The sequence below is a fragment of the Mycobacterium sp. E1386 genome (assembly GCF_001672745.1).
GTDB lineage: Bacteria > Actinomycetota > Actinomycetes > Mycobacteriales > Mycobacteriaceae > Mycobacterium.
In genome coordinates, this window is sequence record NZ_LZKH01000118.1 from 1 (window position 1) to 23,584 (window position 23,584).

Annotated in this window: 21 protein-coding genes and 3 pseudogenes; 14 read left to right on the forward strand and 10 right to left on the reverse strand. The window is 69.1% G+C overall.

Annotation, left to right across the window (positions count from 1 at the left end; translation table 11 throughout):
* Both A5709_RS27460 and A5709_RS12745 read left to right on the forward strand, forming a co-directional pair.
* Nucleotides 1-174, forward strand: a pseudogene (locus A5709_RS27460) (hydroxylase); the annotation flags it as partial.
* Between the two features lie 81 nt (nucleotides 175-255).
* Nucleotides 256-531, forward strand: a pseudogene (locus A5709_RS12745) (LLM class F420-dependent oxidoreductase); the annotation flags it as partial.
* A 4-nt stretch (nucleotides 532-535) separates the two neighbouring features.
* Here the strand turns inward: A5709_RS12745 and A5709_RS12750 are convergent.
* The gene (locus tag A5709_RS12750) at nucleotides 536-1,336 is read right to left on the reverse strand and encodes a hypothetical protein (protein ID WP_067945975.1); all 801 of its coding nucleotides are present in this window, start codon (nucleotides 1,334-1,336) and stop codon (nucleotides 536-538) included.
* A gap of 127 nt (nucleotides 1,337-1,463) precedes the next feature.
* Here A5709_RS12750 and A5709_RS12755 point away from each other — a divergent pair, with 127 nt between their 5' ends.
* Nucleotides 1,464-2,588, forward strand: a complete 1,125-nt coding sequence (locus A5709_RS12755; protein WP_068120173.1) for an FAD-dependent oxidoreductase — start codon at nucleotides 1,464-1,466, stop codon at nucleotides 2,586-2,588.
* A gap of 2 nt (nucleotides 2,589-2,590) precedes the next feature.
* On the opposite strand, the gene A5709_RS12760 is transcribed toward A5709_RS12755, so the two are convergent.
* Together A5709_RS12760 and A5709_RS12765 are read right to left on the reverse strand one after the other, a co-directional pair.
* Nucleotides 2,591-4,051, reverse strand: a complete 1,461-nt coding sequence (locus A5709_RS12760; RefSeq protein ID WP_068120175.1) for a multicopper oxidase family protein — start codon at nucleotides 4,049-4,051, stop codon at nucleotides 2,591-2,593.
* Complete coding sequence (locus A5709_RS12765; protein WP_068010541.1) at nucleotides 4,051-4,779, reverse strand: ArsR family transcriptional regulator; 729 nt, start codon at nucleotides 4,777-4,779, stop codon at nucleotides 4,051-4,053. Before A5709_RS12765 ends, A5709_RS12760 begins: the two co-directional genes overlap by 1 nt.
* Before the next feature lie 64 nt (nucleotides 4,780-4,843).
* Between A5709_RS12765 and A5709_RS12770 the strand changes: the two genes are divergently transcribed.
* The 6 genes and pseudogenes from A5709_RS12770 (at nucleotide 4,844) to A5709_RS12800 (ending at nucleotide 9,613) form a co-directional block, all read left to right on the forward strand.
* Nucleotides 4,844-6,091, forward strand: a complete 1,248-nt coding sequence (locus A5709_RS12770) for an APC family permease (RefSeq protein WP_067945953.1) — start codon at nucleotides 4,844-4,846, stop codon at nucleotides 6,089-6,091.
* 37 nt (nucleotides 6,092-6,128) lie between these two features.
* Complete coding sequence (locus A5709_RS12775) at nucleotides 6,129-6,455, forward strand: helix-turn-helix transcriptional regulator (protein ID WP_068120177.1); 327 nt, start codon at nucleotides 6,129-6,131, stop codon at nucleotides 6,453-6,455.
* Nucleotides 6,452-7,934, forward strand: a pseudogene (arsB, locus tag A5709_RS12780) (ACR3 family arsenite efflux transporter). Before A5709_RS12775 ends, arsB begins: the two are co-directional and overlap by 4 nt.
* Before the next feature lie 25 nt (nucleotides 7,935-7,959).
* Nucleotides 7,960-8,376 (forward strand): ArsI/CadI family heavy metal resistance metalloenzyme, encoded by a 417-nt coding sequence (locus A5709_RS12790; protein WP_067945961.1) that lies wholly within the window; start codon nucleotides 7,960-7,962, stop codon nucleotides 8,374-8,376.
* A gap of 47 nt (nucleotides 8,377-8,423) precedes the next feature.
* The gene (locus tag A5709_RS12795) at nucleotides 8,424-8,921 is read left to right on the forward strand and encodes a flavin reductase family protein (protein WP_068120183.1); all 498 of its coding nucleotides are present in this window, start codon (nucleotides 8,424-8,426) and stop codon (nucleotides 8,919-8,921) included.
* A 2-nt stretch (nucleotides 8,922-8,923) separates the two neighbouring features.
* The gene (locus A5709_RS12800) at nucleotides 8,924-9,613 is read left to right on the forward strand and encodes a pyrimidine reductase family protein (RefSeq protein WP_068120185.1); all 690 of its coding nucleotides are present in this window, start codon (nucleotides 8,924-8,926) and stop codon (nucleotides 9,611-9,613) included.
* A gap of 2 nt (nucleotides 9,614-9,615) precedes the next feature.
* Here A5709_RS12800 and A5709_RS12805 read toward each other — a convergent pair whose 3' ends face one another.
* From A5709_RS12805 to csoR, 4 genes are all read right to left on the reverse strand, one after another.
* Nucleotides 9,616-10,197, reverse strand: a complete 582-nt coding sequence (locus A5709_RS12805) for a hypothetical protein (RefSeq protein WP_068120187.1) — start codon at nucleotides 10,195-10,197, stop codon at nucleotides 9,616-9,618.
* A 9-nt stretch (nucleotides 10,198-10,206) separates the two neighbouring features.
* The gene (locus A5709_RS12810) at nucleotides 10,207-12,576 is read right to left on the reverse strand and encodes a copper-translocating P-type ATPase (RefSeq protein WP_156768034.1); all 2,370 of its coding nucleotides are present in this window, start codon (nucleotides 12,574-12,576) and stop codon (nucleotides 10,207-10,209) included.
* Nucleotides 12,577-12,638: 62 nt separating this feature from the next.
* A complete protein-coding gene (locus A5709_RS12815; RefSeq protein ID WP_068120191.1) occupies nucleotides 12,639-12,917 on the reverse strand; it encodes a DUF1490 family protein in 279 nt (92 codons plus the stop codon).
* Between the two features lie 70 nt (nucleotides 12,918-12,987).
* Nucleotides 12,988-13,347 carry a copper-sensing transcriptional repressor CsoR gene (gene csoR, locus A5709_RS12820; protein ID WP_068120193.1) on the reverse strand — a complete coding sequence of 120 codons (360 nt, stop codon included), beginning with the start codon at nucleotides 13,345-13,347 and terminating at the stop codon, nucleotides 12,988-12,990.
* A 110-nt stretch (nucleotides 13,348-13,457) separates the two neighbouring features.
* Here csoR and A5709_RS12825 point away from each other — a divergent pair, with 110 nt between their 5' ends.
* From A5709_RS12825 to A5709_RS12845, 5 genes are all read left to right on the forward strand, one after another.
* Nucleotides 13,458-14,213: a DUF2182 domain-containing protein gene (locus tag A5709_RS12825; protein ID WP_068120195.1), complete on the forward strand. Its 756-nt coding sequence runs from the start codon at nucleotides 13,458-13,460 to the stop codon at nucleotides 14,211-14,213.
* A 165-nt stretch (nucleotides 14,214-14,378) separates the two neighbouring features.
* The gene (locus tag A5709_RS12830) at nucleotides 14,379-14,720 is read left to right on the forward strand and encodes a hypothetical protein (RefSeq protein WP_067945967.1); all 342 of its coding nucleotides are present in this window, start codon (nucleotides 14,379-14,381) and stop codon (nucleotides 14,718-14,720) included.
* A 101-nt stretch (nucleotides 14,721-14,821) separates the two neighbouring features.
* Nucleotides 14,822-16,600 (forward strand): serine/threonine protein kinase PknE, encoded by a 1,779-nt coding sequence (locus A5709_RS12835; RefSeq protein WP_068120198.1) that lies wholly within the window; start codon nucleotides 14,822-14,824, stop codon nucleotides 16,598-16,600.
* A gap of 7 nt (nucleotides 16,601-16,607) precedes the next feature.
* Nucleotides 16,608-17,432 carry a DUF1707 domain-containing protein gene (locus A5709_RS12840; protein WP_068010553.1) on the forward strand — a complete coding sequence of 275 codons (825 nt, stop codon included), beginning with the start codon at nucleotides 16,608-16,610 and terminating at the stop codon, nucleotides 17,430-17,432.
* A gap of 111 nt (nucleotides 17,433-17,543) precedes the next feature.
* The gene (locus tag A5709_RS12845) at nucleotides 17,544-19,037 is read left to right on the forward strand and encodes a serine/threonine-protein kinase (RefSeq protein ID WP_068120200.1); all 1,494 of its coding nucleotides are present in this window, start codon (nucleotides 17,544-17,546) and stop codon (nucleotides 19,035-19,037) included.
* Here the strand turns inward: A5709_RS12845 and A5709_RS12850 are convergent.
* From A5709_RS12850 to A5709_RS12860, 3 genes are all read right to left on the reverse strand, one after another.
* Complete coding sequence (locus tag A5709_RS12850) at nucleotides 19,028-20,503, reverse strand: MFS transporter (RefSeq protein WP_067950028.1); 1,476 nt, start codon at nucleotides 20,501-20,503, stop codon at nucleotides 19,028-19,030. The two genes, A5709_RS12845 and A5709_RS12850, sit on opposite strands and share 10 nt — an antisense overlap.
* Nucleotides 20,504-20,558: 55 nt before the next feature.
* Nucleotides 20,559-22,352, reverse strand: a complete 1,794-nt coding sequence (ngg, locus tag A5709_RS12855) for an N-acetylglutaminylglutamine synthetase (protein ID WP_068010557.1) — start codon at nucleotides 22,350-22,352, stop codon at nucleotides 20,559-20,561.
* Nucleotides 22,349-23,584 (reverse strand): N-acetylglutaminylglutamine amidotransferase (locus A5709_RS12860; protein ID WP_068120202.1); only part of this gene is annotated, 1,236 nt, incomplete at its 5' end. The genes ngg and A5709_RS12860, both read right to left, overlap by 4 nt.

A 23,584-nucleotide genomic window follows, 5' to 3' on the forward strand; every position in this document is an offset into this window, starting at 1 on the left:
TTCGCCCGCTCGGGCGGCAACGCGGCCCGCATGGACAAGCCGCTGCAACGGTATTGGCGCGACGTGCATGTCGGCCAGCTGCACGCCATCCATGTCCCCGGCACCATCTACCACGCGTCGGCACTGAGTTCGCTGGGCGTCGACCCGCAGGGTCCACTCCGGGCGATGATTTAACTGGGCCGAGACAGCCAGAGGAGGCGCATCACGTTGACCGACCTGAAAAGCCTGGGCTACATCACCATCTAGACGAACGACATCGACTACATCAAGTCCCAGCCCGCCTATGACGGACGGCCGTTCGAGGTGATGCACGGGCTGAGCACCAACCGGGTCGGGGAAGGACACGTCGCACGCGACGATCCGAATGGGCGCCCGGGGATGAGCGCCGGCGAGATCGTCGACCGGTTGGGCTGGCTGGCCGGACCGGGGGTGACGGTCAGCGCGGTGCCCATCCCCGCCCTCAGCGGTGTCGACGAATCCCTCGATTACGCACAATGGGTGATCGAGGAGATCAAGCCCAAAGTGCCGTAACCGATTACCTGATCGTCAAGCCGCGCTTGCGGACCCACCACACCGCGGCGGTGGTGCCTGCGACCCAAACGGCCACGGCAATGGCCAGGTGCACGAAGCTCTTGGTGTCACGACCGAATACCGGCCAGATCATCGCGGGCAACTTGGTCCAGAGCACCTTGTGCTCGACCCCGTTCATCGGATCGGCGACGTAGTACAACACGTACGGCAGGGTCAGCACCGTCAGCCAGCTACCGATGGTGCGCCGGTCGCCGCGCTGCCGCCATCGCCGGACCAGCGGCTCGACACCGACCGGGTGCAGCACCGAGATCAGGTTGCCCACCCCCAGCCAGGACACGATGGGCACGGCGACGGTGGGGATCGTGATCGCCAGCCGCCCAGGCGTTTCCAGGCACAGCGTCAACACCATGGCCGCCAGCAAGGTGGGCATCCCGACGATCGCAAGCAGGGCAAGGTTTTTGATCAGCAGGATTCGCCAGAAGGGCACGCCGTCGGACAGACCCGCCAGCACGCGGTAGTGATCGGCGCCCAACAGGTTGGTGGTCGTGACGTCGGCCAGCACCCACGACGAAAAGTAGGTGCCCACCAAGATCACCCAGTCGGTGTGGTGGCGCCCGATGGTCAGCGGCTGCACCAGCAGCCATGCGGCGGCGAAGACCACGTTGGCGACCACGCCCATCAGCCAGGTGCGGGGCGCGGTGAACGCCCACCGGATCTCGGCGAGCACCGCAGCCCCCAGGGCCGGCTTCTCGAAGTCCTTGGCGGCCCGCCGGGCGGCGGCCGGACGGGGGGCCGACGCGCGCACGGCGGCGCGCAACGCGGCACGCGCGCGCGGGTGCGTCGGCCGTATCTCGGTGGTGATCAACTGCGTGCTCCTGGCAATCGATCGATCAGTGCGTGATCGCGAACTTCATGCCAGGCAGGATAGCGACATGAACCGCAAGCGTGTCGTCATTGCCGGGCTTGGAGACGCGGGTGTCCTGGCCGCGATCCGGCTGTCCGGGCACGCCGACGTCGTCGGCATCTCCGTCAAGCCCGCGCTGGTCAGCGGTCAGGAACTCGGCGTTCGGCTCTCGCGCCCGCACGATTGGGCCCGCGATTACTGGATACCGTTCGACAGGTTCCGGCGCCTCGACCGGGTGCGGACGGTGCAGGCCCAGCTCACCGGCCTTGACCTGGCCGCCCGCACCGTCGTGGGCAAACGCGCCGACGGGGAAGCTCTCGCCGAGGAGTACGACGCGCTGATCATCGCGACGGGGGTCAGCAACGGCTTCTGGCGCCGGCCGACAATGCAGTCCGCGACGGACGTCGGGGCGGAGTTGCGCGCCGCGCACGACCGGCTGGCGACCGCCCGCTCGGTCGTCGTCGTGGGCGGCGGCGCGGCGGCGGTGAGCAGCGCGCTCAACCTGGCCACCACGTGGCCGGACAAGCGGATCGACCTGTACTTCCCTGGGTCGCGCGCTCTGAGCGAGTACCACCCGCGAATTTGGGACCGGATTCGCGGCCGGCTCACCGCCCTGGGCGTGCGCATCCACCCCGGCCACCGCGCCGTGCTGCCCGACGCCTTCGCGGGCGACGAGATCACCGGCGACCCGGTCCGCTGGAGCACGGGACAACCCCCGGCTTGCGCCGACGCCGTGCTGTGGGCGATCGGGCGGGTGCGACCCAACACCGACTGGCTGCCGCCCGAGCTGCTCGACGAGGACGGGTTCGTGCGCGTGACACCGGAGCTGCGGGTGCCCGGGCACCGGGGCGTCTTCGCGGTCGGCGACGTCGCGGCGACCGACCCGCTGCGGAGCTCGGCCCGCAACCGCGGGGATGCGTTGGTGGCCCGCAACGTCCGGGCCGAACTCAGCGGCGGGCGGCTCGACACCTACCGCGCGCCGACGCGGCGGTGGGGTTCGCTGGTGGGGGTTCAGCCCAACGGGCTGGAGGTGTTTCTGCCCACCGGCCACGCGTTCCGCTTTCCGTCGTGGTCGGTCGAGCGGGTCGTGATGCCGTGGATCGTGCGCTGGGGCATGTATCGCGGTGTGCGGGAGAACAATCCGCTCGGCTGAGATCAGGCGCTGTTGAGCAGCAGCATGAGGCCGTAATCCATGTGGATCTGCTGGTGGCAGTGCAGCAGCGACAGGCCGGGCTGGTCGGCGACGAAGTCGACGTCCATGCTCTGGTAGCCGCCCAGCATCGCGACGTCCTTGCGCACGCCGGCCGTAGGCGTGCCGGCGAATTGGGTGATTTCGAACGTGTGCCGGTGCAGGTGCATCGGGTGCAGGTCGTCGCTGGCATTGCGGAAGCGCAGGCGGTAGCGCTTGTCGCGCTGCACGTTGAGCACGGGCTGGTTGGTGTCCATCGAGAAGGGCGCGCCGTTGAAGGTCCACACGTTGAAGCCGTTGTCGGCGGCGTTGCGCTTCTCGATCAGCAGCTCGATCGTGCGGTCGGGCGGCGGGACGGGCCCGAGCCGCGCGAACAGGCGGTAATCCCACTTGAACGGCGGGGGCGCGGCCCAGGCCGGATCCCCGCCGCGCCCGGCGTACTCGATCACCACACCCATGCCGTGACCGCGGTCATCGTCGGACAGGTCGCCCAGCACCCATACCCCCGGATTGTTCATGGTGACCACCGCCGAAATCCGTTCGGCCGCACCGAGCCACAGCACGGGCACTGCGGCCGGATTCGGCACCGGGTTTCCGTCCAGTGCGATCACGTTGAAGGCATGCCCGGGCAAGGCCAGGCTGCGCGATTCGGTGGCGCTGCCGTTCAGGACGTGCATCAGCACCCGCTGGCCGGTGCGCACCCGGATGGGGTCGTCGTGGCCGAGCATCCGGCCGTTGACCGCGAACGCCCCGTAACTGACCTCGAAGCCGCGGGGTTCGCCGCGAGCCAGCGAGGCCGCCATCGACGACTCGCCCCTTGCCTTGAGCTCCGGGTCTTCTTCGCCGGGCAGGAAATCACTGGCCATGTCACCGCCGCGCGTGAACGCGGGCTCGAATTCCTTGAGCGTCAGGAAGATCTCTTGGTCGTAGGCCCCGCCGTTATCCCTGGGTTCGATGTAGACCGGGCCGACCAGGCCACTGTATTGCCCGCGGGACAGGTCGGCGCGCGGGACCACATGGGTGTGATAGAAGCGGAAGCCCGCCGGGCCGGGGACGAAGGAGATGCGCCGCATGCCGTGCGCGGGCACATAGGGGGTGCCCTCTTCGGCGGAGCCGTCGACGTCGACACCCAAGTGCTGGCCATGCCAGTGCAGCTGCTCGGGGGAACCCGTGTCGTTGAAGACATCCACGGTTGTCCGCTGGCCCTCCTTGAACCGCAGCAGCGGTCCGGGGAATTGGCCGTTGTAGGTCAGGGTCGACACGACGTGGCCCGGTGCCAATTCGACTGTGCCGGTGCCGATCCGCAGCGTGTAGTCGGGCTTGCCGGCGGGTTGTTCGGACCGCCCACACGCGGCGCCCCCGCCCGCGGCCAGGGCGGCGAGCCCACCCCATTTGAAGAAGTCACGTCGATCGAGCGGCACGGTCATCATCCCCGCGGGTGCGCGTCCAGGGCTGGCAACAGGAAGTCGATGCGTCCGTCCAATTCGCTTGCCACCCTTTCGAATTCGCGGTAGCCGCCGGCCGACGGGTCGGGCAGGCTCCAGTGCGTCGTCGCCAGGTCATGGTCGAGCGCGTACTCGCGCACCCTGTCGCAGAGCGTGATCACGCACTCGAAGCGGCGCCGGGCCACGGCGGCCAACGGTTGGGGCCGGCGCCCTGCAAGGTCGATGCCGTACCTGTCGCGCATGACGCGTATCGCGTTGGGGTGCAGCTGCGGTTTGGGGTGGCTGCCCGCGCTCGCGGCCCGAATGCGCCCCTGGCCTTTGTGCTCCAGCAGCGCCGCGGCCATGGGTGATCGTGCGCTGTTACCGGTGCACAAGAACAGCACCGACCGCGAAGCCGGCTTTGCGACGGGTATCGGCGCGAGTGCCGGATGCAGCGCCGCGGCGGCCTCGCGGAACGCCCCGGCGCAGCCCGTGAGGTTCAGGCGGTAGTAGGTGTCGCGGCCGTCGAAACTGCTGCGCCGCGCGTCGACGAGGCCGGCCGAGCGCAGCAGCCGCAGGTGATAGGAAACCAGGTTCTGCGGCTCGTCGACGGCGGCAGCCAACTCCCGCACGCGGCGGTCGCTCCCCGCGAGTTCGGTCAATATGGCCCAGCGCACCGGATGCGAGGCCATCTGCATCAGCGACGGGACCGCCGTCTTATCTGCCACCATCTTGGCCGAGAATACATCAAACCAGTTTGATAGGTTGGCGTGGCGTATGCGGTAAGGAGACCGATTGGCCGACAACGACACCGGCGAGCTTCGCCGGAGCCTGGGCGTATTCGACGCGGTGACAATCGGACTGGGTTCGATGATCGGCGCCGGGATTTTCGCCGCGCTCGGTCCCGCGGCGCGCGCGGCGGGCTCGGGGCTGCTGCTGGGCCTGGCGGTGGCCGCGGTGGTGGCCTACTGCAACGCCACCTCGTCCGCGCGCCTTGCCGCCCGCTACCCCGCCTCCGGGGGCACTTATGTGTACGGCCGCGAGCGGCTGGGCGATTTCTGGGGATACCTGGCGGGGTGGGGTTTCGTCGTGGGCAAGACCGCGTCGTGCGCCGCGATGGCCCTGACCATCGGCTCCTATGCGTGGCCGTCGCACGCGCACCCGGTCGCGGTCGCGGCCGTGGTGGCGCTGACCGCGGTGAACTACGCCGGGGTGCGGAAGTCGGCCTGGCTGACCCGCATCATCGTCGCGCTCGTCCTCGCGGTGCTGGCCGCGGTGGTCGTGACGGCGTTCGCCTCGGGAGCGGCCGACGTCGAACAACTCCGCCCGGCGAATGCGACCGTCGGCGGGGTGGTTCAGGCGGCGGGGCTGTTGTTCTTCGCCTTCGCCGGCTATGCGCGCATCGCCACCCTGGGCGAGGAGGTGCGCGACCCGGCGCGCACCATCCCCCGCGCGATACCGCTCGCCCTCGCCATCACCCTGGCCGTCTACGCCCTGGTGGCCGTAGCGGCGCTGGCGGTACTGGGACCCCGGCGCCTCGGCCAGGCCACGGCGCCGCTGGTGGACACCGTGCGGGTGGCCGGGACGGGCTGGCTGGCGCTCGTGGTGCAGGTGGGTGCGACGGTGGCGGCGCTGGGCTCGTTGCTGGCGTTGATTCTCGGCGTCTCGCGCACGACCCTGGCCATGGCGCGCGACCACCACCTCCCGCACACGCTGACCGCCGTGCACCCGCGTTTCCACGTGCCGCACCGCGCCGAACTGCTGATCGGCGCCGTCGTCGCGGTCTTGGCCGCCGCCGTCGACCTTCGGGGCGCAATCGGCTTTTCTTCATTCGCCGTGCTGATCTACTACGCGATCGCCAACGCCTCCGCTTTCACCCTCGGCGCCGATGAGGGCCGCCCGCACCGAGCGATCCCGGTGTTGGGACTGACCGGGTGTGTCGTCTTGGCATTCGCGATGCCCCTGTCCTCGGTGCTGGCTGGCCTGGCGGTGCTGGGCATTGGCGTCGCCGCCTACGCGATTCGGCGCGTCGCGACGAACTGAGAGTGGCGGCTGATTCGATAAGTGCTTATATAGAAGAATGTCGAAACAAGGGCTGGCATGTTGCCCGACCCTGGCGACGGCCGCGATGGCCGAGTCCCGGGCGAACGAGCTGGCGACGATGTTCAAAGCGCTGGGCGACCCCGTTCGCCTCAGGCTGTTGAGCCTGATCGCCAGCCACCCCGGCGGTGAGGCCTGCGTCTGCGAGATCTCGGCCACCTTCGACCTGTCGCAGCCGACGATTTCCCACCACCTCAAGCTGCTGCGCTCGGCCGGGCTGCTGGACTGCGAGCGCCGGGGCACCTGGGTCTACTACTGGGTGATTCCCGCCGCGCTGCAGCAACTTTCGTCGGTGCTGAAACCATGACCAGGGCGCTCACGGCGGACGCGGCGGCGACCCGGCTCCCCATCCTGGACCGGTTTCTGCCGATCTGGATCGGCGCCGCCATGGCCACGGGCCTGTTGCTGGGGCGCATCGTTCCCGGTCTCGGTAACGCGCTGAGTGCCGTTGCCGTTCAAGGGGTTTCGCTGCCGATCGCGGTCGGCCTACTCGTCATGATGTACCCGGTGCTGGCCAAGGTTCGCTACGACCGGCTGGACGAAGTCACCGCCGACCGCAAGCTGATCGCGTCCTCCGTATTGCTCAATTGGGTGGTCGGACCCGCGGTGATGTTCACGCTGGCGTGGTCGCTGTTGGCCGACCTGCCCGAGTACCGCACCGGCCTGATCATCGTCGGGCTGGCCCGCTGCATCGCGATGGTCATCATCTGGAACGACCTGGCGTGCGGGGACCGCGAGGCCGCGGCCGTGCTGGTCGCGTTGAATTCGCTGTTCCAGGTGGTCATGTTCGCCGCGCTGGGCTGGTTCTACCTGTCGGTGCTGCCCGGGTGGCTGGGTCTGCCCCAAACCGGCATCCACGTCTCCCCGTGGCAGATCGCCAAGGCGGTGCTCGTCTTCCTCGGCATTCCGCTGCTCGCCGGATACCTGTCCCGCCGGCTGGGCGAACGGACCCGGGGCCGCGACTGGTACGAAACGCGGTTCCTCCCCCGCATCGGGCCGTGGGCCCTGTACGGGTTGCTGTTCACCATCGTGATTCTCTTTGCCCTGCAGGGGCATGCGATCACTTCGCGGCCATGGGACGTGGCCCGCATCGCGATCCCGTTGCTGGCCTACTTCGCGATCATGTGGGCGGGCGGGTACGGCCTCGGACTGCTGCTGCGACTTGGCTACGCCCGCACCGCCACCCTCGCGTTCACCGCCGCCGGGAACAACTTCGAACTGGCGATCGCGGTCGCCATCGCGACCTACGGCGTTACGTCCGGGCAAGCCCTTGCCGGGGTTGTCGGACCACTGATCGAGGTGCCCGTGCTAATCGCGCTGGTCTACGTGTCGCTTGCGCTGCGCCCCAAGCTATTTCGCGGAGCCCAGGCCGATGGCCGATAAGCCCAGCGTCCTGTTCGTCTGCGTGCACAACGCCGGGCGCTCGCAGATGGCCGCCGCCCTGCTGAACCGGATGGCCGAAGACCGCATCGAAGTCCGCTCGGCCGGAACGCAACCCGCCGACGAAATCAACCCCGTTGCGATTGCCGCGATGGCCGAGCTGGGCATCGATATCACCGCCGCCAGCCCGAAAGTCCTCACCGGCGACGACGTGCAGCGCAGCGACGTCGTCATCACCATGGGCTGCGGCGACACCTGTCCTTACTTTCCGGGAGTGTCCTACCGCGACTGGAAAGTGCCCGACCCCGCAGGCCAACCGCTCACCGCGGTGCGCGCCATCCGCGACGACATCGCCCAGCGCGTCGAGGCCCTGATCGCCGAACTCCTACCCACCACCACCCCATAGCCGCACCGTAAAGAAAGGACACCTCATGTCTCGTGTGCAACTCGCCCTCAACGTCGACGACCTCGGCGAGGCGATCGCGTTTTACTCCAAGCTGTTCGGCACCGAACCGGCCAAGGTCAAACCCGGGTACGCCAACTTCGCGATCGCCGAACCCCCGCTGAAGCTGGTGCTGCTCGAGAACCCCGGCCACGGCGGCAGCCTCAACCACCTCGGTGTGGAAGTCGCCTCCAGCGACACCGTGCACGACGAAATCGCGCGCCTGACCGAAGGCGGCCTCGTCACCGAGGAGGAGCTCAACACCACCTGCTGCTTCGCCAACCAGGACAAGGTGTGGGTCACCGGCCCCGGCGGGGAACGCTGGGAGGTCTACACCGTCATTGCCGACTCCGAGACCTTCGGACCCAGCGACGAAGCCGTAGAAAGCTGCTCTTGTAGCGGATAGGCGGGCCGATGCGGTTCCCCGGGGGGCCGAACGGGAAGACTGAGCGGATGGCCGACCCCGGAGAAGACGCGTTCGAAAAGCTGGTCGCGGTGCTGAACTACCCGATGTACGTGGTGACCACGCGGGCCGACGACATCGCGGCGGGCTGTCTGGTTGGGTTCGCCAGCCAGACCAGCATCCACCCGCCCCGATTCCTGGTCGGGCTGTCCAAGAAGAACCACACGTTCCGGGTCGCCACCGAGGCGACTCACCTGGCGGTGCACGTGTTCGACCACGAGCACCTCGACATCGTGGAGCTGTTCGGCAGCCAAACCGGCGACACGATCAACAAGTTCGACCGCTGCTCGTGGCACAGCGGTCCGGCGCAGGTGCCCATCCTCGACGACGCGGCCGCATGGTTCGTCGGCGAGATTGTCGAGCGCTTCTCGCTGGGCGACCACGTCGGGCATCTGCTCGCGCCGGTGGACGGCCGGCCCCCGCGGGAACTGGAAAGCTGGGTGTCCTTCAGCGACGTTCAGCATCTGGAACCCGGCCACGAGGCGTAACGGTGATTCCCCGGGTGGGCACCGTTGCCGGCATCGCCGAACTCGCATCGTTCTACGCCGATCCCCCGCCAGGCGTGCGGGCCAACATGATCTTCAGCGCCGACGGCGCGGCCGCGTTCGGCGGCCGGGCCGGTCCACTGTCGTGTCCCGTCGATCAACAGCTGCTGAAAACCCTGCGGGGCTTCGCCGACGTCGTCCTGGTGGGCGCCGGCACGGCGCGCGCTGAGAACTACGGCCCGGTGCGGCTCATCGACGCGGGCCGGACCGCACCGCCCCCGATCGCGGTGATCAGCCGCAGCGGCCGGCTGCCGTCGAGGCTGTTCGACGACCCCGACCAGCCACCGATCGTGGTGACGTGCGCGCAGGCCGCGGCGGCGCGAGAGGACTTCGGCGACGGCGGGCGGCAGGTATTGGTGGCGGGCGAAGAATCCGTCGACGTGGCACGGGTCGTCGCGCTGCTGCGCGCACGAGGGCTGCACCGCATCCTGTGCGAGGGCGGCCCGACCGTGCTCGACGAACTGGTGGAGGCCGATGCCGTCGATGAGATCTGCGTGACTTTGGCCCCCAAACTCGCCGCCAGCCAGCCGGTGGGTCACCGCCTGACCCCGTCGGCGCTGCCCGCACCGGTGACGATGCGCCTCGAACACGCGCTGGTTTGCGACGGCTACCTGTTCTTGAAGTACCGCCGCTGAGGTCAGCGCGGCCCCATCATCCCGCCGGGCCCCATCATCCCGCCGGACCCCATGCAGCCGGGTCCCATCATTCCCCGCATCATCGCCGGCATGCCGTCCTGCACGAACCCGGTCACCTCGCGAGCGTGGGCACGGATCGCCTCGGCGAGCGCGGGATCGTCGGAGGTCTCCTCGGCGACGACGCCCGTGGGCGTCAGCGTCAGCTGCCGGCGGTAACCGCCGGCGTTGCGGAAGAGCGTCGGCAGGCTCTGGCTCATGCACATCACCTCCGTGCCCTGGTCCAGATGCGCGTACATGCTCGACACATGCGCGTGCAGCTGCGCGGCGAGGTCGGGGGCGGCTGACTGCGTTGTGGTACGGACGCCGCCGGGGATCTCCTCGACCGTTCGGGTGATCTCCGTGTGCCGGTTGAACATGTCCATGTACAGCCGCATGTCGGCGTGACCGGCGCCCATCATGCCGCCACAATCGGCCAAGCGGATCCGAAACGCGGACCCGGCGCCGACACGCAACGCATATCCGATGCCCACCGCCGCGCCCGCACCCAGCGCCGCGAGCGCCGTCCGGCGTGTGAATCCGGCCATCGTGACCTCCTAAGCCAATGCCCTCTGAATGCCTGGGCTTCCAACGGTTTTCGGCCCGGCACCGTTGCGGGCACCCTCCCGACCAAAACGTCGCAGCCGCAACGAGTTCGTCACGACGCTGACCGAAGAGAAGCCCATCGCCGCACCGGCCACCACGGGATTCAGGGAACCCAGGGCGGCAAGCGGGATCGCGGCGGTGTTGTAGCCGAAGGCCCAGCCAAGGTTCTGGTGAATGGTGCGCAGGGTTTGCCTGGAAAGCTGGATCGAGCGCACCACGCCGTCGAGGCGGTCGGACATCAGGGTGATATCGGAGGCCTCGATCGCCACGTCGGTGCCGGTACCGATCGCGATGCCCAGGTCGGCCTGCACCAGGGCGGGCGCGTCGTTGACGCCGTCGCCCACCATCGCGACGACCCGACCCTCGTCCTGCAGCCGGCGCACCTCGGCGACTTTGTCCTGCGGCAACACCTCGGACAGCACCCGGTCGATGCCGAGCTGTTCGGCGATCGCGTGAGCCGTGCCGGCGTTGTCGCCGGTGACCATGGCGACCTGCAGCCCCATGTCGTGCAGCTGTCGGACCACGTCGGCGGCGTCGTCTTTCACCGTGTCGGCCATGGCGAGTACGCCGACGACGTGGCCGTCCCTACCGACGAACACCGCGGTGCGGCCCCGGCCTTCCAGCTCGGCGGCCGCCGCGGCGAGGTAGTCGGGCAACTGCAGATCCTCTTCGTCGACGAGCTTGCGCCGTCCCACGACCACGGACTTGCCGTCGACCTCGGCGCGCACCCCGTGCCCGGCGATGTTGGTGAACGCCGTGGCGCCCGGAATCGTCAGCTCCCGCTCACGCGCCGCGGCGACGATCGCCGCGCCGATGGGGTGCTCGGAGCCCGACTCGACCGCGGCGGCGATCCGCAACACCGCGTCGGGCCGGCGCCCCTTCCCGACGACGACGTCGGTGACCTGCAGGCGGGCCCGGGTGAGGGTGCCGGTCTTGTCGAACACCACGGTGTCGACCTTCTTCGACGCTTCCAGCACCTCGCCGCCCTTGACCAGGATCCCCAGGTCGGCGCCGCGGCCGGTGCCGACCATGATCGCCGTCGGGGTGGCCAGGCCCAGCGCACACGGGCACGCAATGATCAGCACCGCGACCGCGGCGGTCATGCCGGCGACCGGGTTAGCGGCGATCAGCGACCAACCCGCGAAGGTCGCGGCCGCAACGCCGATCACGGCCGGGACGAACACCGACGAGAGGCGATCGGCCAGGCGCTGTACCGGCGCCTTGCCGCCCTGCGCCTGTTCCACCAGCCGGACTATCTGCGCCAGCGCCGTATCCGCCCCCACGGCGGTGGCGCGCACGGTCAAGATTCCGTCGGTGTTGACGGTCGCACCGGCGACGCGGTCGCCCACGGTCTTGTCGACGGGAACCGACTCACCAGTCAGCATCGACTCGTCGACGGCGGCGCGGCCGTCGACGACCTCGCCGTCGACGGGAATCTTCTCCCCGGGGCGCACCCGCACCAGGTCGCCCACTTGCACCTGATCGATCGGCACGCGCCGCTCGTCACCGTCGACGAGCAGTGTGGCCTCCTTGGCGCCCATCTCCAGCAGCTTGCTGATGGCCTCGCGCGCCTTCCCCTGGGCGCGAGCTTCGAAATAGTGACCCAACACTACGAACGCGATGATCAGCGCCGAGGTGTCGAAGAACAGGGGGCCACCGGCGAACAACTGGTAGGTGGAGTAGCCGAACGCGGTCAGCGTGCCCAGCGCGATCAGCGTGTCCATGCTCGAGGTCAGCTCCCGGGCCTGCTGCACCGCTCCCTTGAGGAATGGCCACCCGGCGACGAACTGCACCGGGACCGTCGCGGCGAACGCCACCCAGCCCGCCCACGGATACGCGCCGAAGAACATCGTCGACGCCATCGCCACCAGCCCCAACGGGAACGACAGCAACACCCGGCGCAGCCACCTGCGTCGCTCGCGCCTGCTCTGCTCGTCCGCCGAGAGCCCTCCGGCGGTGACCGGCGGGGAACCGCAGCCGCCGCAACTTGCGGCCTCGGCCGAAGGCTCCGACGCGCGAGTCCGCAGGCCGAAAAGCGCCAGCCCGATGCCGCTCGCGATCCTGCGCACCACACCCGTCTTGGGAAGGTCGGCCGAGTGCGGCGCCCGCGCCGGCACCGACTCCGGGGGGACGTGTTCGGCTTCCCCGATCGCCGACAGCACGGCCGCGGTGTCGCACTGCCGGGGCGCATACCAGATCACGACCGACGCCGATCGTGGATAGGCCTGCACGGCTTGCACGCCGGCGACCTTGGCGACCGTCTCCTCGATCGCGACCGCCCGGACCGCGTCGACGGGAAAACCGTTCACCTGCACCCGCATTCGCCCGGACGCGTCGGACACCACCTTCAGGGCGACGTCGGGATCGCACAGGACAGCAGTGGTCATTCGTCCTCGCCCGAGCCCGCCACCGTCAGCGGTGAAACATCGTCTCCCGCGCGCTCCCGCGCCTCGGCCATCACGTCGGCGACCGTCAACCGGGCCTGCTCAGCGCTCTTGCCCGCCTTGCGTTCCGCCTCGCGGGCGACCCGAATGCCCCAGGCGGTGGCCAGCACGGTCGCCTTGCGCCACGGCGCTTTCGCCAGGGCCTCGTAGGCGGCGACCCCGACCACGCCGGACACCACCGTCGGCATCGCCTTCGCCATAAATCCATGCACCGCCATCGTTGTCACCGATCCCTTCGTTTCGTCGCCCGGTTAAAAGGTGCCGTCGTCGGCACCGCGAATCGCGCGTTCATCCCCGGCTTCCCGCCGTCGCCGGCTCGTCATCGGCGGCTTCGCCGACCGCGATGCCGGTTAGTTGTGCCTGCGGTCCGGTCAAGGCGGGCGTGAATTTGACGGCATCGATCAGTTCGTCGATGGCCGCCTGACCACGGCCGTCGAGCACCGCGGCGGAAAAACAAGTTTCCAAGTGGTTGTGCAACATCACCCGGTTCGCGCGCTCGAGCGAGGATTGCACCGCCGAGATCTGCTTCATCACGTCCACGCAGTAGGCGTCGGACTCGACCATTCGGATGATCCCGTCGAGGTGCCCTCGAACCGTTTTGAGCCGGTTCAACGCCGCGTGCTTCTTCACCGTCAGTTCGTCTCTCATCGCCCACTCTCCAACCCGGTCCGTGTGAACCGCTCATCGTCACCGTACCCTACCCCACCCCGGGTGGGGTAGGGTACGTCAAATTGCGCCGACGACGAAGGGAGTCCCAGGTGGACAGCCACCCACAACCAAGGTGGTCATGGATCGACATATGGCTGCCGGCGATCCTGCTGGGTGTGGCGGGCCTGGGTTGGTGGTGGTCGGTCGCCAGCGCCTCGGGGATGCGCGGCGGCAACTCCATGCAGATGGGTGCCGAGTCGGCGACGTCGGTGGCCGCGTTCCTGCTCGCCTGGGTCGCCATGATGGCCGCGATGATGCTGCCACCGGTCCTGCCCGTTGTGCGGCGATACTCCCGCGCCGCCGCGGGCAGCGCCGCGCCGGCGATCGTCTTCGTCACCGGGTACCTAGCCCTGTGGGGCGCGGTGGGCGTGCCGGCGTACCTGGCGTCGGTCCGCTTGGATCCGATGATCCACACGTGCCCGTGGGTCGGCCGTGCCGCCGGCGGGGTGGCGGTGCTTGCGGGCCTGCATCAGCTCACGCCCTTCAAGGCGATGTGCCTGCAACATTGCCGCTGGCCGGTCTCCGCGCCCAGCGGTTCGGGCGGCCTCCGCCGCGCGGGCCGCGCCTTTCTCGCCGGTGGCCGCTACGGCGTCTATTGCGTCGGTTCCTGTTGGATGCTGATGTTGTTGCTGATCGCCTTTGGCACAATGCAATTGGAATGGATGATAGGGCTCGCGGTCGTGATCTGGCTGGAAAAGGCGGCCCCGTTCGGCGATCAACTGAGACGCCTGACCGCGGCGACCCTGCTGCTTCTCGGGATCGGGCTGCTGGTGCACCCCGCATTCGTCAGCCACCTCATCTCCTGACCGGTGGCACCGCTGTCGGCCGAGCGCTCGGCATGCAGTGAATGCGCCAGCTTCCTATGATGGGAAGGTCCCGATGGAAGCCCTGATCGAATCGCCTGCGCGGCATCATTTTCAGTTCCTCGCCGTCCACTTTCTCGAGCCACACAGAGGAGGACTATCGGCCAGGTGAGCAGCTCAAAAGACGACCATGACTACCGCAATCTGGCGGTCAACCGGCTGCGGCCCAGCGAACTGCAATGGGCGCTGAACCACGACGCCGTACACGGAATCGCGTACGCCTTCAAGAATCCCGTCGCCGTCGCCGAATCCATCGACGATCCCGACGACGACAGAAAGACCTATCTGATCCGCGTCAAGCGCGACGACCTGGCCAACGCTTTCGGGAAGATCAACGACTGGATCACCGAAAACCCCGGCCCCGCCGGGATGCAGGCATTCGGATTCGTGCGGGCCCTGTCCCGCGAGGGGCTGACCGAACGCACCAGCGGTGACGACGAACTCCGTTAATCCCCGTTGGGCAATTAGCTGGCTTTCGCTATTCACCGTGCCCAGCGGCCTGTGAAACCTTAGCCTTATGCCTGCGCACGGTCGGTGACTGAGGAGTCGGGATGGGTGACACGACCGCGGATTCGCGGGAGGGTTCGCAGTTCGGGCCATATCTGCTGCGGCGGCTGATCGGTCGCGGCGGCATGGGCGACGTCTATGAGGCCGAGGACACGGTCCGGGAACGCACCGTCGCGCTGAAGCTGATGTCGCAGACGCTGTCCACCGACCCGGTCTTCCGCTCCCGCATGCAGCGCGAGGCCCGCACCGCGGGCCGGCTGCAGGAGCCGCACGTGGTCCCGATTCATGACTTCGGCGAGATCGACGGCCAGCTGTATGTCGACATGCGCCTGATCGACGGCAAAGACCTGGCCACCATGCTGAGCCGGTACGGGCCGCTGTCCCCGCCCCGGGCCGTGGCCATCGTGCGCCAGATCGGCTCGGCGCTCGACGCCGCGCACGCCGCCGGGGTCCTGCATCGCGACGTCAAGCCGGAAAACATCCTGGTGAGCGCGGACGACTTCGCCTACCTCGTGGACTTCGGGATCGCCAGCGCCAGCGCCGACGAAAAGCTGACGCAGATCGGCACCACCGTGGGCACCGTCAAATACATGGCCCCGGAGCGGTTCAGCGACTCCGATGTCACCCATCGGGCCGACATCTACGCCTTGGCCTGCGTGCTGTACGAGTGCCTGACCGGATCCCCGCCGTACACCGGCGACCAGATCAGCGTGATGGGCGCCCACCTGCACCAGGCGATCCCAAAGCCCAGTGCCGCGCGGCCGGGCATCCCGGTCGCCTTCGACGCGGTGATCGCCCGCGGCATGGCGAAGGATCCCGTGGACCGCTACGCCAGCTGCGGTGACCTGTCCGCGGCCGCCTACGCGGCGCTGGCCGAACCCGACCAGGACCGGGCCACCGACATCCTGGCGCGCAGCCAGGTGGCGCGGATGCCGGCGGCGTTCGCCGGCCAGCAGCCCGGGGGAATCGCCCAGGCCGCCCCCGCGCACGCCCCGTCGTCCGGCCCGATGTGGGCGGCGCCGCCACCACCCGGGGGCCCGGGGCCCCAGCCGACGGGCTGGCCCGGCGCCCCCACCTGGGGTCCCAGCACGACCGGGGCGCCATGGGGGCAGCTGCCGCGGCGCAGCAAAAAGCCCTGGCTGTGGGTGGGCGTCGCCGCCACCGCACTGGTGGCCATCGTGGGCGTGGCGCTCGCCGTCGTCCGGCCGTGGGAGTCTTCGTCCGCGCCCACGCCGAGCAAGCAACCCCCGCCACCGGACGCCGTTGCGCTCCGGGTCCTCGATGACGGTGTATTCGTCGGCAGCTCGGCGGCGTCGATGACCATCGACATCTTCAACGAACCCATCTGCCCGCCCTGCGGCAGTTTCATCAGGTCGAACGCGGGTGACATCGAGAGCGCCGTGAACAACAAGAAGCTCGCGGTGCGCTACCACCTGCTCGACTTCCTCGACGACAAGTCGCACAGCAAGAACTACTCGACCCGGGCGGTGGCGGCGTCCTACTGCGTGGCCGCCCAGAATGACGCCAAGACCTATACCGCCTTCTATTCGGGCTTGTTCGCCAGCAACTTCCAGCCGGCGGAGGACGCCGCGGAGGACCGCACCGACGGCGAACTGGCCCAGCTGGCCAAGACCGTCGGTGCGGACGCCGACGTGCTGACGTGCATCAAGTCCGGGGACGAAGTCGGCGCGGGCAAGGCGAAGTCCGCGGCCGGGTACGCGACGCTGTCGGGGCTCAACGCCAATTCGACACCCTTCGTGTGGGACGGCACCGCGTCGGTGAACTACTCCGACCCGACCTGGCTGACGAAGCTCCTCGGATAGCCCGCCGATGAGCGATGACATCAGGGCGAGCGACGACGACCGCAACGCCATCTGCCAGGCGCTCGACGCGGCGCTGGGTGACGGTCAGCTGTCGACCGAAGAGCACCGCGAGCGGGTAGCCGCCGCTACCAGGGCGACCACCCTGCGCGAGCTGCGGTCGCTGGTGACCGACCTGCAGATCCGGCCGGCCCCGGAGCGAACGCCGGCCCCGCGGTCACGAATCGGCCGGCGCGGGGCCTGGATCGCCATCGCCTGCGCGGTGGTGCTGCTCGGCGCGGGCCTCGCCTGGGGACTGCAGCGCGACACCCCGTCCGCCCCGCCGGCGGCGACCACCCCCACCGCGGCGCCTGCCGGCTCCGCGGCCCCGGCCACAAGCACGACAGCGCCGCCGGCGCAGCTATTGACCCTCAGCGGGGTGAGCGGGGTGCTCGCCCAGATGCGGACGCAGTTCGGCGACACGATGGGCTACCAGCTGAACATCTACCAGGATCAGGTGGTGGTCCAACGCCCGGACACCGCGAACGCGCAAAAGATGGTGACCTGGCTGTACCGCGACGGCAATTGGGCGAGCGTCGGGCCCAAAATGGCCGTGTCCTCCCGCCTGGCGGTCGGTGACCTCAGCAAGTTCGACGTGCAGGCGGTCGTCGGCGTCGTGCAGCAGGCGCCCCAGACGCTGCACGTCTACGACGCCAACCGGATCTTCCTGGCTGTCGAGTCACGCAAGGACGGTGACCTGAACTTGCGTATCAACGTCTCCGACGGCGCCCTCAGCGGGTCCATCGCGGTGGCCGCGGACGGCACCGTCGTACAGATCTCTCCCCCGGCCCGCTGATCCCGGCGGCCCACTGATCGCGCGACCGACACGTGCCGGGACGATGTTGTACGTTTCGTGCGGTGAGGCCAGCGGGCGCTCGCCGCCATGGTCCTTCGATGGGAGTCAGCAGTGACCGGCGCGCAGGACTCGCGGGTGGGCACGATGTTCGGGCCCTACCGGCTCAACCGGCTGCTCGGTCGCGGCGGGATGGGCGAGGTCTACGAAGCCGAGCACACCGTCAAACAGTGGACGGTCGCGCTCAAGCTGATGTCCCACACGTTCAGCCAGGACCCGGTGTTCCGCAAGCGAATGGAGCGCGAGGCCCTCATCACGGGCCGGCTGTTGGAACCCCACGTGGTCCCGATACACGACTACGGCGAAATCGACGGGCAGCTGTATCTCGAGATGCGGCTCATCGAGGGCGTCGACCTCGGCAGCCTGATCGAACGGGTCGGGCCGCTGCCGGCACCGCGGGCGGTGGCCATCATCCGGCAGGTCGCGTCGGCCCTGGACGCCGCCCACGCGGCCGGGGTGACCCACCGTGACGTCAAACCGCAGAACATCCTGATCACCGGCGACGACTTCGCTTATCTCGTCGACTTCGGGATCGCCAGCGCGAAGACCGACGAAAAACTCACCCAACTGGGCACCGCGGTCGGCACATTGAAATACATGGCGCCCGAACGGTTTTCCAGCGAAGAGGTGACGCCGCGCGCCGACGTCTACGCGCTGGCCTGCGTGCTCTACGAATGCCTGACCGCGACCCCGCCCTATCGCGCCGACAGCACCGGCATGCTGATCAGCGCCCACATGATGCAGCCCATCCCCAAACCCAGCGAGCAGGGCTCCGGGGTGAGCCCGGCCTTCGACGCCGTGATCGCGGGCGGCATGGCCAAGGATCCGATCGAGCGCTATCCCACCGCCGCCGCCCTGGCCGAGGCCGCGCACCGGGCGCTCACCAGCCCCGAGCGCGAACGCGCCGACACGATCCTGCGCCAGAGCGAAATCCTCTCCCCCGCAACACATTCCGCACCGATTAAGCGCAACCACTGGCCGATCGTGGCCGCCGCCGCGGTGCTCGTCGTCGCCGTCTGCGCGGTCGGGCTCTGGCTCATGCTGAAACCCGACGGCCAGCGGCACGCCAAGGCAACCGTCGCGAAGACCCCGCCGCCGTCGACCGCCGCCCCCAACGGCGACCAGGCCCGGCTGATGAGCCTGCTCCCACCGGGCTACCTGGCCGGCACGTGCACACCGGCGACCCCGGAGTCGGGCAGCGTCTGGGTGCACGCGGTCGCCATGGTCACCTGCGGGCAGAACACCCAGCCCGGCGGTCCCAGCCACGCCACCTACGGGCTGTTCCCGACACCGGACCGGTTGAAGAAGGCCTTCACCGACGACATCGCCAACGTCAGCCTGGTGAATTGTCCCGGCGAGGGCCGCTCACCGGTCAGCTGGCACTACGACCAGACCCCGAACGACATGGCCGGGCTGATCGCGTGCGGCACCTACAACAATCACCCGAACGTGATCTGGACCAACGACGAGAAGCTGATGCTCAGCGATGTCTCCGGGGACCCGGCCACGGTCGAAGACCTGCACACCTGGTGGGATGCCTACGGTTGATCCCGCCGTTCGGCGTCGGCGTCGTCGACCGTCAGGGGCAAGGCCAGCTCTTCGAGGGGACGGCGTTCGGCCGCGATCCCGAGCCGCAATTCGACCAGCCCCGCGATCGCCATGACGGCGGCGCCCGTCAGGAACGACCACACCACCTGACCGCGCTCCCCGGAATTGATCAGCTGCCCGAACAGCAGCGGGCCGGTGATGCCGCCGATCGCGGTTCCCACCGCGTAGAAGAACGCGATCGCCAGCGCCCTGGTCTCCATCGGGAAGATCTCGCTGACCGTCAGGTAGGCGGCGCTGGCGCCGGCGGAGGCGAGGAAGAACGCGACCGCGAGGACGGCGATGAACGCCCAGACCCCGCCGATCTGGGTCACGAACAGCACCGCCAGGATGGCGGCGACGACCGCGGACCCGATGTAGGTGGCCGTGATCATCGGCTTGCGGCCGATGGTGTCGAAGAGGTGGCCGAGCGCCAGCGGCCCGACGAAATTGCTGAGCGCCCAAAGGATGAAGAACAGCGGCACCTTCCCGGACGGCACCCCGTAGAACCCGCTCAACAGCGTGCCCAGGTTGAACGTCACCCCGTTGTAGAGGAACGCCTGCCCGGTGAACAGCGCCAGCCCCAGGATGGCGCGTTGCGGGTAGAGCTTGAACGCCACCCTGGCGATTTCGCGGAACGAAATCGTCTCGCGCTGGCGGATTTTGAGCTCACGTCCGTGCGGCTCGGGCAGTGGCTCCCCGGTTTCCTGCCGCACCGCTTCCTCGATCTCGCCGACGACCCGCTCGGCCTCCTCGTCGCGGCCATGGATGAACAACCACCGCGGACTCTCCGGGACGTTGCGCCGGACGAGCAGGACGAAGATGCCGAAGATGGCGCCGACGCCGAAGGCGAGCCGCCAGCCGATGTTGGGCGCGAAGTGCGAGGTGTCGAGCAGGACGAGCGCGCCTGCGGCTCCCGCGGCCGAGCCGAGCCAGTACGTGCCGTTGATGATCAGGTCGACGCGGCCGCGCAGGCGCGCGGGGATCAACTCGTCGATGGCCGAATTGATCGCGGCATACTCGCCGCCGATGCCGGCACCGGTGAAGAACCGCGCGGCGAAGAAATACCAAGGGGCGAAAGCGAATGCGGTCGCAACCGTGGCCACCAGGTAGACCGCCAGGGTCAGCATGAACAGATTGCGCCGCCCGAAGCGATCCGTCAGGTGACCGAAGAACAGCGCGCCCAGGCAGGCGCCGGCGATGTAGAACGCGGCCGCCAGGCCGATCTGCGCCGCGTTCAGGTCGATGCCGCTGTCCCGCTCGGTGAGGCGAGCGGATACGTTGCCCACCATCGTGACCTCGAGCCCGTCGAGGATCCACACCCCGCCGAGACCGATGACGACGCGCCAGTGGAATCGAGACCACGGGAGCCTGTCCAACCGCGCCGGCACGCGGGTCGTGATGGTTCCGGTTTGCACGCTTCCGCTCATCTGGCTCCTATCCGAGGTGATTGGAGAATTACCCAAGCGAGGCGCACGGCAAGCCTCAGCCGCGTTCGGCGCGCGATTCCTCGGGGGTCCAGGCCTGCGGCTGGCCCGGGTGGCCGGGGAACAGGAAGTCGATGAACGCCGCGGCGGTGGGCTGCGGTTCGTGGTTGGCCAGTCCCGGTCGTTCGTTGGCCTCGATGAAGGCGTATTCGGCGCCGGTGACGTCGGGCACCAGCAGGTCGATGCCCGTCACCGGGATGCCGATCGCCTCGGCCGCCGTCACCGCGACCCGGCACAGTTCCGGGTTCACCACCGCGGTGACGTCGTGGATCGTGCCGCCCTGGTGCAGGTTGGCGGTGCGCCGGACGCGAAGCCGGGTGCCCTGGGGCAGCACGTCGTCGAGCGTCCAGCCCGCCTCGGCGACCGTCGACTCGGTGAGGTCGTCGAGCGGGATGCGGGACTCGCCACCGGTGGCCGCGGAACGCCGCCGGCTTTCGGCCGCGATCAGGTCGCGGATGCTGTGCTCCCCGGTGCCGATGATCTCGGGCGGCAGCCGCAAGGCCGCGGCCACCACCCGGCCGTCGATCACCACCAACCGAAGGTCGTCGCCCTGCACGCGCTGCTCGATCAGCACGTCGGGGTATTGCTGGCGGGCGCGGGCCAGGGCGGCGGCGAGCTCCTCGGGACCGTTTTCGGCGGTCACCCCGACGGTGATGCCCTTGCCCTGCTCGCCGCGGGTCGGTTTGACGACGACCTCCCCGACCTCGGTGAGGAAGTTGTAGTCGCCCTCGTCGAAGGTGGCCAGCCGCGCGCGGGGCACCGTGATGCCCGCCTCCGAGACGAGGCGGCGCGTCAGCCGCTTGTCGTCGCAGCGGCACATGGCGACCGCCGAGGTGTATTCGGACAGCGATTCCCGGGTGACGACGCTGCGTCCGCCGTGGGTGAGGCGCATCTCGCCGGTCTCGGCGTCGAGCACCTCCACCCAGATGCCGCGGCGCAGCGCCTCGTCGGCGATGATCCGCGCGTAGGGGTTGAGGTCGTCGACCGTCTCGGGCGGCGGGCTGAAAAGCGGCTCGTTGATGGCGTTCTTGCGCTTGATCGCCAGCACGGGGACGCGACGGAAACCCAGCTTCTCGTACAGGCCGATGGCGGCGGCGTTGTCGTGCGCGACCGACAGGTCCATGTAGGCGCGGCCCGCGTTGCGGAAGCGGTCCGCCAGCGCGCGCGTGAGGGCGGCGCCGATCCCGGGAAGTCCGGCGGCCGGGTCGACGGCCAGCGTCCACAGGCTCGACCCCTGCTCGGGGTCGGAGAACAGCAGTTCGTGGTCGACGCCGGTGACGGTGCCCACCACGGCGCCGTCTTCGTCGCGCACCGCCAGCAGGTAGGTCACCGCGGGCACGTTCAGGTGGTTGTTCCAGATGACGTCGACCCCGGCCGGGACCATCCCGCAGCGAACGTAGACGCGGTTCATGGCGTCGGCGTCGACCGGATCGTTCAGCGTGCGCACGGTCACGCCGAGCGGCGCGGGCGACAGCTCTTCCGGCGTGGTATCGGTGAAGCGCAGGCGGTAGGTGTGGCTGGGGTCGATGAAGAGCTCGGTCGGCGCTTCGGCGACCACCACGTGGGATTCGCGGGCGTAGATGCAGATGTCGCGGCGCCCGGGCCCCTCCCTGCGCAGCGCTTCGACCAGCTGGTGGGCGTCGGCGAAGGTCTGGCCGAAAATAAGCCGGCCCCAGCCCAATTCGAGCTCGACATCCTTGGCCATCGCCTCCACCAGCTCCGGCGGCGAGGCGTCGTGGAGGCCCATCGTGATCGCCTCGGTGTGATCGCCGGGGGGATCGGTCACGGTCATGCCACCGGGCCCGTGATGCCGTGTCGCTGCAGCCAGAGTTCGAGCAGGGCGAGCTGCCAGAGTTCATTGCCGCGCAACGGCGTCAGCTTGCTGTTGGGGTCGGCCAGCAGGGCGTCGACCGCCTCCGTGCGAAACAGGCCGCGCTCCTTGGCAACTGGTGCATACAGCGCGTCGCGCACCATGTCGAGGTAGGGCCCTTCGAGGTGGGTCAGCGCCGGGACCGGGAAGTATCCCTTGGGCCGGTCGATGACCTCCGACGGAATCACCCGTCGCGCAGCCTGTTTGAGCACGCCCTTGCCCTCGTGGGCGATCTTCAGTTCCGGCGGGCAGGTCGCCGCCAGCTCGACGAGCTCGTGGTCCAGGAACGGCACCCGGCCCTCCAGGCCCCACGCCATGGTCATGTTGTCGACGCGCTTCACCGGGTCGTCCACCAGCATCACGGTGGTGTCGAGCCGCAGCGCGCGGTCGACGCCCGTCTCGGCGCCGGCGCGGGCGAAGTGCTCGGTGACGAAGCGCTCGCTGGGGTCGCCCGGGGCCATGATCCCCGGCCCGAGCAGGCCCGCCATTTCCGCCGAGTCGCGGTCGAAGAAGGCCCCGCGGTACTCGGCGACTGAACCCTGCAGGGCGGCGGCGGCCGGCGAGCCCATCGGCGGGTACCAGTGGTAGCCGGCGAACACCTCGTCGGCGCCCTGGCCCGACTGCACGACCTTCACGTGGCGCGCCACTTCCTGGCTGAGCAGGTAGAAGGCCACGCAGTCGTGGCTGACCATCGGCTCGCTCATCGCGCCGATCGCCCCGTCCAGGGCGGGCAGCATCCGGTCGGTTTCGATGCGGATCTGATGATGGTCGGTTTCGAAGCGCCGGGCGATGATGTCCGACCACCGGAACTCGTCGCCCTCGACGCCGCCGGCCGACTCGAAGCCGATCGAGAAGGTCATCAGCCCGTGCTGGCCCGCCTCCGCGAGCAGGCCGACGATCAGGCTGGAGTCGACACCGCCCGACAACAGGCAGCCGACCGGCACGTCGGCGACCAGCCGGCGCTTGACCGCGACGCGCAGGGAGTCGAGCACCGCGTCTTCCCAGTCGGTTTCCGACCAGCCGGCGCGGTCGTCGTGCCGGGTGAAGTCGGGGGTCCAGTACGTGGTGGTGGTGCGCCGGCCGTCGGGCTCGATGGCGACCAGCGACGCGGGCGGCACCTTGCGGACGCCGCGCAGGATGGTCAGTGGCGCGGG